This window comes from Pontibacter sp. GD13 (assembly GCF_058216355.1).
In genome coordinates, this window is the sequence record NZ_JBYZMQ010000001.1 from 344,422 (window position 1) to 356,931 (window position 12,510).

Annotated in this window: 12 protein-coding genes; 4 read left to right on the top strand and 8 right to left on the bottom strand. The window is 53.4% G+C overall.

Going from position 1 to position 12,510, the window contains the following annotated elements:
• Positions 1–134 precede the first annotated feature (134 nt).
• The 7 genes from AC4BAN_RS01455 to AC4BAN_RS01485 form a co-directional block, all read right to left on the bottom strand.
• Positions 135–1,253 (bottom strand): ABC transporter permease, encoded by a 1,119-nt coding sequence (locus AC4BAN_RS01455; protein ID WP_490562583.1) that lies wholly within the window; start codon positions 1,251–1,253, stop codon positions 135–137.
• The gene (locus tag AC4BAN_RS01460) at positions 1,250–2,356 is read right to left on the bottom strand and encodes an ABC transporter permease (RefSeq protein WP_490562584.1); all 1,107 of its coding nucleotides are present in this window, start codon (positions 2,354–2,356) and stop codon (positions 1,250–1,252) included. Before AC4BAN_RS01460 ends, AC4BAN_RS01455 begins: the two co-directional genes overlap by 4 nt.
• A 543-nt stretch (positions 2,357–2,899) precedes the next feature.
• Entirely contained in the window at positions 2,900–3,637 is a 738-nt protein-coding gene (locus tag AC4BAN_RS01465) for an ABC transporter ATP-binding protein (protein ID WP_490562585.1), read from the bottom strand.
• Positions 3,637–4,563, bottom strand: a complete 927-nt coding sequence (locus tag AC4BAN_RS01470; protein WP_490562586.1) for an ABC transporter ATP-binding protein — start codon at positions 4,561–4,563, stop codon at positions 3,637–3,639. Before AC4BAN_RS01470 ends, AC4BAN_RS01465 begins: the two co-directional genes overlap by 1 nt.
• Positions 4,560–5,516, bottom strand: coding sequence for an HlyD family secretion protein (locus AC4BAN_RS01475; RefSeq protein ID WP_490562587.1), 957 nt, complete (start codon positions 5,514–5,516; stop codon positions 4,560–4,562). The genes AC4BAN_RS01470 and AC4BAN_RS01475 overlap by 4 nt, the downstream gene beginning before the upstream one ends.
• A 16-nt stretch (positions 5,517–5,532) precedes the next feature.
• A complete protein-coding gene (locus tag AC4BAN_RS01480; RefSeq protein ID WP_490562588.1) occupies positions 5,533–6,819 on the bottom strand; it encodes a TolC family protein in 1,287 nt (428 codons plus the stop codon).
• A 15-nt stretch (positions 6,820–6,834) separates the two neighbouring features.
• On the bottom strand, positions 6,835–7,434 hold the full coding sequence (locus AC4BAN_RS01485) for a TetR/AcrR family transcriptional regulator (protein WP_490562589.1): 600 nt from the start codon (positions 7,432–7,434) through the stop codon (positions 6,835–6,837).
• A gap of 560 nt (positions 7,435–7,994) precedes the next feature.
• On the opposite strand from AC4BAN_RS01485, the gene AC4BAN_RS01490 reads away from it, so the two are divergent.
• Positions 7,995–8,906 (top strand): NmrA family NAD(P)-binding protein, encoded by a 912-nt coding sequence (locus tag AC4BAN_RS01490; RefSeq protein WP_490562590.1) that lies wholly within the window; start codon positions 7,995–7,997, stop codon positions 8,904–8,906.
• Positions 8,907–8,949: 43 nt separating this feature from the next.
• Here AC4BAN_RS01490 and AC4BAN_RS01495 read toward each other — a convergent pair whose 3' ends face one another.
• Complete coding sequence (locus tag AC4BAN_RS01495; protein ID WP_490562591.1) at positions 8,950–9,690, bottom strand: MbnP family protein; 741 nt, start codon at positions 9,688–9,690, stop codon at positions 8,950–8,952.
• 313 nt (positions 9,691–10,003) lie between these two features.
• Between AC4BAN_RS01495 and AC4BAN_RS01500 the strand changes: the two genes are divergently transcribed.
• The 3 genes from AC4BAN_RS01500 to AC4BAN_RS01510 all read left to right on the top strand — a co-directional run bounded on the left by AC4BAN_RS01500 (position 10,004) and on the right by AC4BAN_RS01510 (position 12,442).
• Positions 10,004–10,186, top strand: a complete 183-nt coding sequence (locus tag AC4BAN_RS01500) for a hypothetical protein (RefSeq protein WP_490562592.1) — start codon at positions 10,004–10,006, stop codon at positions 10,184–10,186.
• A gap of 125 nt (positions 10,187–10,311) precedes the next feature.
• Positions 10,312–10,464, top strand: a complete 153-nt coding sequence (locus tag AC4BAN_RS01505; protein WP_490562593.1) for a hypothetical protein — start codon at positions 10,312–10,314, stop codon at positions 10,462–10,464.
• 178 nt (positions 10,465–10,642) lie between these two features.
• Complete coding sequence (locus AC4BAN_RS01510; protein ID WP_490562594.1) at positions 10,643–12,442, top strand: hypothetical protein; 1,800 nt, start codon at positions 10,643–10,645, stop codon at positions 12,440–12,442.
• The last annotated feature ends 68 nt before the right edge of the window (positions 12,443–12,510 follow it).

The following is a 12,510-nucleotide window of genomic DNA, read 5'->3' on the forward strand; positions in this document are numbered from 1 at the left end:
AGCTGTAAATTTGCCCAGCATCGATAGAAACTTTTACCCAAAATTTAGCCACGCCATGTAGCAGTGAGCTAGCGGTTTCGACTCTAAAAGAAATCCTGTACTATGTTGCAAGTTGATATTGGTGTACAACCTTTCTACGCCCGCTTCCGGTAGCTGAACACCGCCCAGGAGTTCAGCACCACGGCGAACCCAAGGATGATCAGCAGTTGCCTTTTGATGTCGGCCAGGCCCGCGCCTTTGAGCACCACCAGCCGGATGACGTCTATAAAGTAGGCCACCGGGTTCAGGCGCGTGATCCATTGGGCCCACTCCGGCATGCTGTCGATGGAGGTATACAGGCCACTCAGCAGGATGAACACCATCATCATAAAAAAGGAAATGAGCATGGCCTGCTGCTGGGTATAGGCATAGGTGGAGATGAGCAGCCCCAGCCCCAGCACCGCCAGCAGGTACACCGCCGCAAACACGTATACCGTAAAAAAGCTGCCCAGCGGCACAATGCCGTAAATGGCCCACGAAAGGAAAAAGCCCACCGTTAGCACCAGCAGCCCCAGCACCCAGAACGGAATGAGCTTGCCCAGTATAAAGTGATACTTTTTGATGGGCGTCACGTTGATCTGCTCGATGGTGCCTACCTCCTTCTCCTTTACGATGTTAAGCGTGGCTAGAAAAGAGCCCACCATGGTAACGAGTATCACCAGGATGCCGGGCACCATGAAGTATTTATAGTTGAGCAGCGGGTTGAACCAGTTCACGGAGGTAACCTCTATACTTGTCTCCGGGCTGAAGCGCGGCAGCTGGATCCACTGCATGCGCACCTCGCGGTTATAGTCCTGAATGATGGTGCGCAGGTAGGCCCCGCCCAGGTTGGCTTTTACGCCGTTGATCGCGTTCAGGGCCATGTACAGCGTGGCCTCGTCTTCCCGCACCAGCGTTTTCTCAAAGTCAGTGGGAATCTCCAGAATCAGGTCCGAGCGGTCTTCCTCCACCTCGTGCATCGCCTCCGGGTACGAGGCCGTGTAGGCGTCCAGCTGGAAATAGCCCGAGGAGGTGATCTTGTGCACCAGCTGCCGCGAATAGGAGGAGTGGTCGTGGTCTACCACGCTGAGCCGGATGTTCTTCATCTCGTAATCGGCGGCCCAGGGCAGCACGAGCAGCTGGATCATGGGCATCACGAAAATGATGCGCAGAATGGCGGGATCCCGGAATATCTGCCGGAACTCCTTTTGCAGTAAAAACCGAAGCGTCCTCATCCCAGCCTGATCTTAAATTTTTTGATACTCAGAAAAAGCAACGCCACCAGCATGCCCGCCAGAATCAGCGTCTCCTTCCACACGGCATCCAGCCCCACGCCCTTGATCATCACGGAGCGCACTATAATGTAGAACCACTTGGCGGGGATCAGGTTAGAGACCAGTTGCAAAACGCGCGGCATGTTCTCGATGGGGAACATGAAGCCACTGAGCATCACGGTGGGCAGGAACATGCCGGTCAGGGAGATGAACATGGCGGTTTGCTGGGAGTCGGTGGCAGCGGAGATGAGCAGGCCCAGCGCCAGCGAGGTAAGCGTGAAAAGAATGCTTTCCAGCACCAGCAAGGTCAGGCTCCCGTTGATGGGCACGCCCAGCACAAACACGCTCAGCAGCAAAATGCTGGCGATGTTGATCATCGACAGCATTAAGTATGGCACCGCCTTGGCCATGACGATTTTCAGGGGCTGCACCGGCGACACCAGCAGCACTTCCATGGTGCCTGTTTCCTTTTCGCGCACAATGGTGATGGCCGTCATCATGGTGCAGACCAGCATCAGCACCATGGCCATTACGCCTGGCACAAAGCTGTAAGCCCCTTTCAGCTGCGGGTTGTAGAGCATGCGATACTCGGTTTGGATGGTATAAGGCAGCTTGCGCCCCTGGGTGAGGCGGTTTTGGTAGTCGAAGATAACGGCGGTGGCGTAGTTGGTGAGTGTACTCGCCACGTTGGGGTCCGATGCGTCGGCAATGAGCTGCACGTGCGCCTTGTTGAGGTGCAGCAGGTCTTCGGAAAAGTGCGGCGGCAGGATCACAGCCAGTTTGATGTTCCCTCTCCGGAACTCCCGCTCCACCTCCTGGTACGAATGCAGGTTCTTTTCCAGCTCAAAGTAGCGGCTTGCCTCTAGCTCTGCCACCAGCGTAGCCGTAGCCGCGTCCTTCGATTGGTCGAGCACGGCGATGCGGGCGTTTTTCACCTCGTTTGTTAAGGCAAAGCCAAAGATGATGATCTGCACGATGGGCATCACCAGCAGGATAAACATGGTGCGCGGGTCACGGAAGATGTGGTAGAATTCTTTCCGAACAAAGGATAAGAACTGTTTCATGGTGGAGTTCTTTTATAGTAATATGTGTTGGTGGTTGCAGGTGCTTTTTGGGGTCCAACCACCTCTAACCCCTCCTTTTCTAAGGCGGGGAATTTGGCTATTCATACTTTATACTTATCTTTTCATTGTTCCCACTTTTCATTTTTCCCACTGGCGCGGGTTTCCGACCCGTGCCTTTTGGCGAAGGCGCAGTCTCTGACTTCGCGCGCCTGCAAGGCACAACGGCTACGCAGCAAAAGCCCCGGCCATACTTGCTATTCTATTATATTTATACATCCCATACCGCAAGTTTGCAACTTGTGGTGGAAATGAGGCCAGTTTGCAACTGGCGCATCTAAACCAGCAGCTTCGGTGAAGCTAATGCCAGTTACAAACTGGCGGCATGGAAAGCTCCAAGTCACAGACTTGAAGCATTGGAGTGTTTATACTTCATCTGCCTCCTCACGCAAGTCTGGAGACTCGCTTCCATTTATTGTCACGGGTCGGAGACCCACGCCGGTTATACTTTTTATACTTGCTATACTTTTTATACTTGCCGCGCGGCTATTCGCCCCGCGTCGCTTTTCTGGCCAGCTTCAGGAACACCTCGTCCATACTTTGGGCGGCGAACTGCTGCTTCAGGTTTTGGGGGGTGTCCAGGGCGTCGATGCGGCCGTCTACCATAATCGAGACGCGGTTGCAGTATTCGGCCTCGTCCATGTAGTGGGTGGTTACAAAAACGGTGATGCCTGCTTCGGCGGCCTCGTAGATCATGTTCCAGAACTCGCGGCGCGTGACGGGGTCCACGCCGCCAGTGGGTTCATCGAGGAAAACCACCTCGGGCTCGTGGAAAATAGCCACCGAAAAGGCAAGCTTCTGCTTCCAGCCCAGGGGCAGCGATTTCACCAGCTTGTTTCCCTCCTCCTCCAGGTGCAACTGCTCTAGCAGCAGCTGCGTTTTCTCTTTTATAAAGACGCTGCTTTTCCCGTAAATGCCCGCATAGAACCGGATGTTCTCCCGTACGGTCAGGTCTTCGTATAAAGAGAATTTCTGGCTCATGTAACCGATGCTCCGCTTGATCTGCTCTGTTTGCCGGTACACGTCATAGCCTGCCACCGTGGCCTCTCCGGAAGTCGGGAACGACAGGCCACAAAGCATGCGCATAGCGGTGGTTTTGCCCGCTCCGTTGGCTCCCAGAAACCCGAAGATCTCTCCTTTCTCCACCTCAAACGTAATAGCGTCCACGGCGGTGAAATCTCCGAAGCGCTTGGTAAGGCCGGTGGCAGTAATTGCCTTTTCCATCACGAGGCGGTTTTCATCAGGTCCATAAAGCAGTCTTCTATGTTAGGTTGGATGGGTAGCAGTTCCAGCTTCTCATACCCTTGTTTTTGCAAGTATAAACCCAGGTCCTGCGCCGTTGTCTCCGGCTTTAGCACCGCGTGGTGGTACTCCCCGAACGGGTAGCTATCCTGCATACCGGGGTAGGCTTGCAGTTGCTTCAGCAGGCGGAACATGTCCGGGGCCTTTACAGCCAGCAGCGGCTTCCCGAAAGCACGGATCACCCCTGCCGGCGTGTCGATCTTCATCAGCCGCCCCTGCTGCATCAGCGCCACCCGGTCACAAAGGCTGGCCTCGTCCATGTAGGGTGTGGAGACGAGGATGGTGATGCCCTGGCTTTTCAGCTTTTGCAGCATTTCCCAAAACTCCTTCCGGCTCACGGCATCCACGCCCGTGGTGGGCTCATCAAGAAAAAGCACCGCTGGCCGGTGAATCAGGGCGCAGCACAGCGCCAGTTTCTGTTTCATGCCCCCGGAAAGCTTGCCTGCGCGGCGGTCTTTAAACGGCTCAATCTGCACGTAAATATCCTTCACCAGCTCATAATTCTCCTCGATGGTGGTGTTGAAAATAGTGGCGAAGAATTCCAGGTTCTCGGCCACTGTCAGGTCCTGGTACAGCGAGAAACGGCCCGGCATGTACCCTATCCGCTGCCGTATCTGCTTAAAGTCGCGCACCACGTCAAAGCCATCCACCTCGGCCTCTCCGGTGTCGGCCAGCAGCACGGTGGTCAGGATGCGGAAGAGGGTGGTTTTGCCCGCGCCGTCCGGACCAATAATGCCAAACAGCTCCCCCGGCGCCACGTCAAAGGAAACGCCCTTCAGCGCCTCTACCTGCTGCTTTTTGGCGCCGTAGGTTTTCACCAGGTCCCGGACTACAACGGCTGCTTTCATTTTTCCTCCTGCTTATCCCCAAACACCACCTCGCCATACATGCCAATCTTCAGGTAGCCATCGTTTTTCACCTTCACTTTCATGGCATACACCAGGTTAGCGCGTTCGTCTTTCGTCTGGATGGTTTTAGGGGTGAATTCTGCTTTGTCGGATACCCAGGTGATGGTGCCCGGAAGCCGTTTATAATCCTCTCCCTGGTCCACGAGCACCGTTACCTGCTCGCCCAGCTTTACCTGGGGCAGCTGGTCGCCGGTGATGTAGGCGCGCAGGGTGATGGTGGAGAGGTCGGCGATTTTATAGAGCGCTTTGCCAGCCGCCGTTACTTCGCCCTGCTCGGCATACTTGGTGAGCACGGTGCCGGAAACGGGGTTGGTGATGTGGGCTTTGCCGAGCTGGTTCTTCAGCTGCGCCACCTGCTTTTGCAGCGGTTTGCGCTCGCTGAGCACGCCGCGGTTTTGCGTGGAAATGGCTGTGCGCTGCACCTGTATCTGCTGCTTTGTTACCTGCATCTGGCCCTGCAACACATCAAGCTGCGCATTGATATCATCGAGTTGTTTGGTGGTGGCGGCATCGGCGGCGATCAGGTTCTGCGTGCGCTGCTTTTCCCGCTGCAGCGTGGCCAGCTGCGACTGCTGCACTTTCAGCTGGTCCTGCAGCAACCGTACCTGCGGCTGCACATCCGTTGTTTTTTCTTGCAGGGCATTAATGCTGGCTTCCACCTGCTCCTTCTGCAATGCCAGATTCTCCGCATCAATCACGCCCACCACTTTGCCGGCAGGCAGCTGCTGCCCTTCCTCCACGGCAAAAGAATCAATGCGACCAGCCAGCTCCGAGGATACGATCACCTCGTCTGCCTCAAACGTGCCGGTGGCATCGAAATCAGGTTCGTGGTTGCCGCAGGAGCCAAGTATAAAACCGAACAGCAAGGGTAAGTATAAAATTGTTTTTCTCATGGTTGAATTTTTATGTTTAGTAGCCCAGCGTGGTAGTGTAGTTAAGTTGCGCCTGTAGCAGTTGTAGTTTGTGCAGGAGAAGCGCCTGCCGGGCCTGGTCTTCGGCGTATACCTCGCGCAGGTAATCGTTGGCCGTGATCACCCCGTTTTCGAGTTGGGCATTGGCGGAGGCCTTCACTTTTTGGCGCAGCGCCACAATCTCCTGGTCGGTGCTTACTAATTGCTGCAGCTTCGCTACCTCGGCCTGCTCCTGCGTGAGCTGGGCTTTGGTGTTCAGCAGAAAGGCCTGCCGCTGCACCTCCGTCATCTCCTGGTTCACGTGGTTCAGCTGCCGGTCGCTTTTATAAGTATAAAAGTTGCTGATCGCCCAGTTCAGTCGCACGCCGCCCAGATACCACCAGTCAAACTGATTCTGCAGAAAGTTGAGTCCGGGCCTGCCATAGCCTGTCTGTCCGAAAAGGCTGGTTTTGGGCAGACTGCGCGCCAGCAGCAGCTTGTTTTGCTGCGCCAGCAAGTCCTGTTGCGCCGAAAATAGCTGCAGCTCAGGCCTTTTCAGGCCGGGAGACGCGGGTGTTTCGGTTTCTGCAGGCACGGCCAGCACCGCGTCATCATTAAGGGGCTGGTCCAGGAAAAGGCCCAGCGTCTGCAAAAGGCCATGCCGGGATGCTTGCAGCTCTATCTGGCGCTGGTTATTCTTGAGCAGCTCGGCTTGCAGCAGGTATAAATTAGAGCGGAAACTGACCCCGTTCTTCACCTGCGCCTCCACTTTTCTGATGCCCGTGTGCAGGTCCTGGGTGACCAGCTGTACCTGCACCAACTGCTCATCCAGCAGCAGCACGCCCAGGTATAATTGGTTGATGCGCTCGCGCAGTTTATAGAGCTCCACCTCCACTTTCTGAGTTTCCACCACGGTGTTCAGCTGCTGCACCTTTTTCTGCTGCCGGATCAGTCCGCCGTCGTAAAGCACCTGGCTCACGTCGGCGGTTATTTTATACTGGTCCTTGCTCAGCTGCGGCCCCTCCACCCCCGGAATCGGAATATTGAGGTTCGTCACGTCCGATTGGTAGGTGGCCTGCCCGTTGAGGGCCAGCTGCGGCAGGTAGCCTTTGTTCAGGTTCTCGAGGGTGTATTGCTCCGTCAGCCGCACCAGGTCGCGCTGCCGGGTAATGGGGTAATGCTGTTGCGCCAGCTCCTGTGCCTGCGCCAGCGTAAGGTTCGGCGACTGCTGCGCCTGCGCCCAGGTTGTGCTCAGCAGCGCCAGCAAAAGCAGTTTTAATTCTTTGTTTAACCAATTCGTTAACATGCGGCTAAAAATAATTTAGTTACGGATAGAGTTGATCACAAACTGCGGCACCTCCCTTTTTCGCGCTTCCATCATATGCCTGAAAACGGCATCGTCCATACCTGCCACATACTGCAGGATCGGTTTGGAGAGAAAAGGAAAAATGCACATCGACAGCATGTTCAGAAAAAGCTGCATGGGGTGAATGGGTTTGATGTTGCCCCGCAATGCTTCATAGTTTACCTGCTCGGCCAGTTTACCAAGATCAGGCTTTTGCCGGCCCCAGTGTTTCTCCAGAAACTCACCCTGCTGCACGTTGGCCTCGTTTACCAAAAAAAGCGGGATAAAGGGGTTTTCCAGCATCCGGTCTATGTACTCTTCGCAAAAGAAATGGATCTTATCGAACAAAGGCAGATCGGAGGCGATGATCTCGTTTATGCGTGGCAAAAGCTGCCCCGAAACCTGCCGGAAAATCTCCTCAAAAAGCTTCTCCTTGCTCCGGAAATAATAGTGCAGCATGGCTTTATTAATCCCTACTTCGTCGGCAATGTCCTGCATGCGCGCGCCTGCCATGCCTTTTGTCAGGAAAATCTGTTTGGCTGCTTCTAAAATTCGCTTTTCAGTTGATAGCTCCATGGTGTTAACCATCTAATTTAACCAAATGGTTAATGCAAAAGTAAAAAGTGCATTATCAAAAACAAAAATAAAACATAGATACCTGTCAAGCGCTCCACCCGCCGCATGTTGGACCAAACCTAAACTCCCTCTCCCATTGGGAGAGGGCCGGGGTGAGGGCATTTTTTTACTTCTATAGCCCACGCAAAAACCCTCCTCCCGACCTCCTCCCACAGGGAGAAGGAGTAAAAAAGCTCCCTCGCCCCATTTGGGGAGAGGGCTGGGGTGAGGGGTAGGTATTCCAAACTGGCCCTATGCCCAACCACCAGTTACCGCTTCGCTCAAACTGGCGGGATGTATGAACCGTTTTACCTCGGCAGCCATTGCAAAGCCCTCCTCCTAACCTCCTCCCAGCGGGCGGAGGAACAAAAATTGAGTAGAGGCAAAACGCCTATCTCTTATCAGGTAAAACACTGCTGAAACAAATCAACCACCCCAGTCGCAAACAAAAAAGCGGTTTTTGGGTTAAAGCAATTACCATAATGCGTGTTGTATTATCGGTTTAAAAACATCGGAATAAAATGGATACAGATTCGGAAAAGGGAGTTGTGGTGCTGGCCGGGGCTACCGGCGAACTTGGTGGACTTATCGCGCAGGCGCTCCGGGATAAAGGGGCAAATGTAAGGGCGCTGGTGCGTACAGAAAGCGCCTCCGAAAAAGTAAACGCCCTTCGCAACTTAGGCGTTTCCGTTGTGGAAATAGATTTTAACAACCCCCAGGATCTGACCAGCGCCTGTGCGGGAGGCGCCTGCGTTGTTTCGGCCCATTCAGGGCTGGGGCATGTGCTGCTCGATATACAAACCAGGCTGCTCGATGCGGCGGTAGCGGCCGGTGTGCCCCGCTTTATCCCCTCCGATTTTTCTATCGACTTTACCAGGCTCTCCTACGGCACCAACCGCAACCTCGACTTCCGCAAGGAGTTTCATTACCGGATTGAAAAAACACCTATTGCCGCCACTTCTATCCTCAACGGCATGTTTGCCGACCTGCTCACCGGGCAGGCACCGGTTATACTTTTCCCCTTGAAAAGGGTTATTTACTGGGGCGATGCCGACCAGCCTCTCGACTTCACCACCATGCAGGATACTGCCACTTACACCGCCGCTGCCGCCCTGGACCCTTCCACGCCGCGCTACCTGCGCATTGCCGGCGAGGTGCTGAGCGCCAACGGATTGAAGCAAGCGGCCAGCGAGGCAACCGGCAACGACTTCAGTCTGTTCAGAGTAGGTGGCCTGGGCACGCTCGATACCATGATCAAGGTAACCCGCAAGCTGCTGCCACAGCCAAATGAAGTGTTTCCGCCGTGGCAAGGCATGCAGTACCTGCGCAACATGTTCAGCGGTCAAGCCAAACTGGAGCCGCTCGATAACAACCGTTACCCCGACATTCGCTGGACCTCGGTGCGGGAAGTATTGGCCTCGCGCCCTGCGTGATGTGCTTTCAGGGGAGTGAGGATGCTAGTGAAGTGTAGGTGGTTTACTCTACCTGCACGGCTTTCAAAAAACCTTTGCTGTAATTATCGGCAATCATTTTGGGGCCTGCCGCCGCCTGCTCCCCTGAACTCATCACTTCAAAATTGATCAGGTTGGGGCTTTGGAATAACTCGTTCACATCGCCTTGCAGCTTAATTTTAAAAGCTTTTTTATCACGCAGGTCTACGGGGGTTGGCAGGTCCAGGGTCATGGTTTTATAGTTGGCGTCTCCGCCCACATTGAAGGCCAGGTTACCGCTTTTTGAGCTGCCCTTAAATGTACCCACCAGCGTCAGAAATTTATACCCCGGGCTGTTGCCCCACACCATGTCGTTGGCCGGGCTCAGGTCGCCGAGCTGCTGCGTAGACTGGTTTCGTAATTTATCCACGCCAATAGATACCTCCAGCCTGTTGTAGAGGCCCACCGGCACATCCTTCAGCTCGAACGCCATGTTGCCGCCGTGCGAGATCAGGTGGTAGCTCTCGGGCTCCAGGTACGCAAACTGGCCATACTGACTGATCAGTTTCACATTGCTGATATAATACTTGAATTTGCTCACACTATACTCGTTGCCTGCCGTATTCAGGTATTTCCCGTTGTTCAGTTGCAGGGCATCCTCCCCCACCATGTGCTGCACCTCCACAGCTACTGTGCCCGGTGGCAGCGGGCTCGATTCTTCTTTGCAGGCGCTCAGGCCGCATAGCGCGTATGTTAAAACCAACACGTTCAGGTAAAGCTTTCTCATAACATGATTGTAAAAAGGTAAGCAAATCACTGTCATTCATTTAGAGGCACCGGCGAAGTATAAACAGCCAGGATTAAATGAATTGAATTTGATAATATAAATAAATTATGATTTTATTAAGTTATACTTGTTATAATCAATTTGGTTCAAGGAAATTTTTAACAATGATTTACCCCTATTCCCAGGTTATCTTAAAAGAGGTTTCTAAACTGTTTCTGTATTCATAGCACTAACGCTATATTTTCTCCTCTTTTTTTCCTAAACTGCAGCAGCATTTTTCAACCTGAAAGCAAACAGACACCGCCCTAACTCCATGCAGATTTACGCCACACCTGACATTACTGCTTTTATCGCCCGCTGGAAAGCCTCCGGCGCTTCGGAACGCGCTAATTACCAGCTCTTTTTAACTGAACTGTGCGAACTGCTGGATATGGAGAAGCCCATGTGCAGCAGCGTGAGCAACTGGAAACTAACTTCGCTACCGCTCCGCGAATAAGATACAGCACGCTTCTATGCTCTGTATAAGGAAGGTTAATCAAAAAAGCATGAGACTACATCTTCAGGCTATGGCCTGGCCAAAAACGTACTCTTAGCAGGCGCAGGACGTGTTGCGCCCTGCAGTTGCACGAGCGCCCTGCCACGGCCCTGGAGCTGCTGCACCAGTTTAAGCCTCTACCTAAGGGGCAACAGACGCATCGCCTGCAACAGACAGACAGTTTGCTGCAAACACTGCACGGACAGGGCCTGCTGCGCAAAACAGAACAGGAGCACTAATTGAAAAACAGAAGGCACGCTACTATATAGCGCTTAATAAATACTTGGTTGTGGGTATTGCCAGCGTTCAGAATTACGAACAATTTTGTATGTCGTAAGGTGCGCAACATGCTGCACCTTGCGAACAGAACAGGTTCGTACATTCTAAAGCTTTCTCTATTTAACACATCTACACCCCATGCAATTCAAGTTCAAACTCCTGTTGCTAAGCGGATTACTCCTCTTATGCCTACCAACCTTTGCACAAAGGAAAGACATTCACCTGAACCAGGCCGATGCCCGGTTCACGATCAGCGCCCAGCGGCATTACGGCTTCGGCAACGAAGAATTTTGGTTCTACATCCAGAACAACACCAACGAAGAGTATCACCTGGTAGTGGATGTTACGCTCAATTCAACCTGCCATGAGCCCCGTAACTTTAAGCTTCATGTAAACAAGGTGGTTATCTTAAAGCCCGGTGCCCGCTTTACACCAGACTCAGATTGGGCGCACATTCTTTTAGGAGGCGATGCGCAGAAAAGCTGCCGTAAAAAGGACGGCGATTCCTATACTTACCTTTCCGGTATAACTTACAAATATTCCAGCATCAAGAACATAACTCAGGAAAACCTGAAGCTGGAGAAGGAGAAAAAGTTGAAAGAGGAAGAAAAGCTTGCCGCCGAAAAGAAAAAAGCCGATGAACGCGCCGCCGCCGAAAAGCAAGCGGCTGCAGATAAGTTGGCTGCCGAAAAGAAAGCCTCCGCCGACAAACTGGCCGCTGATAAAAAGAAGGCAGAAGAACTGCAGCAACAAAAAGCCGCTGCCACAACGGCTGCCACCAAAACATCCGGTACCGCCGGCAATACATCCGGCTCGGGCTCAACCACTTCGGCCTCGGATGGTCCTACTAAGCTGAACAGCAGCCAAACCAGCAAAGCCACCGCTGCCGAGAGCGCCCAGAGCGAACACCAAAAGCAGGAAGAGTATGCCGAAAGCCAGCGTTTGGCCCGCGAAGCCGCCGCCCAGCAGGCAGCTGCCCAGAAAGCGGCCGAAGAGCAGGAAGCCCGCGAGCGCCAGCAAAAGTATGACCAGTGGAAAGAGAAGAAGAATGAGGAGCGCCAGGTGCAGGAGGCAGCCTCTGTTGCGGCCAGCGCCTCTGTGCTATACTTTTTAGGCGGCATCATTTACGATGGCATGGGCAACTACAACCCCGATTACAGCTACCAGGCGCCCGCTAAAGCAGACCTGTACAAACCGGTACTTTATGTGGGAATAGAGGTGGGCTACTCCGGCTCTTATTTCCCGATGCTGTTCCGCAGCGAGTACTCCACCATGACCAACGGGCAAACCGTTGAGGACAAAAGCGTTATCAGCAAAAATGTGGTTACTGTAAACCTGAACGTAACAGGTAAGATAGGATTGGAAGCCGAGAACTATGGCGCCTACGGTTACCTGACGCCCCAGGCAGGTTTTAGCCCGATATTTGACGCCTACAGCGCCTCGCTGCTGGTAGGAGGATTACGGGCTTACGGTGGCCACAAATGGTTGAAAGGATACGTGGATTACCGCACCGGTTCCAGGCAGGTTTATACTTACAGCCTGGATGCAGAAGAGTATGGCGACGGGGAATTTAACAACAACTTCAGCAGGCTGGAGTACGGCATCCGGATCACCACAAATCCTGATTCTGATTACCGCAGAAGCCATATTTCGCTTGGCCTGATCGGTGAGCGCTTCAATGCCGAAGGAATTGGCATGTACCTGGACCCTACTTCCAACACGCTTCTGGAAGGCAAAACGCCCCTGATGAAAGGATTCGCTTTCCAGTGGCAAAAAGACCACACCTTTAACCTTTACCTTAACGTGTTCCCGGAGTACATCTACGGCGGAGACATCCACTACAATTCCGGCCCGGCCAAAATAGACAGCGCCTACAACACCGGCACTTTTGTTGAAGTCGGATTTGTACGCGCTATTGACCTTTTTGGAATGAGATAGTTTGCGTTAATTAACCCAGGTTGCGCTTAACCCACCCCTAACCCCTCCGAGGAGGGGAGTTTTACTCG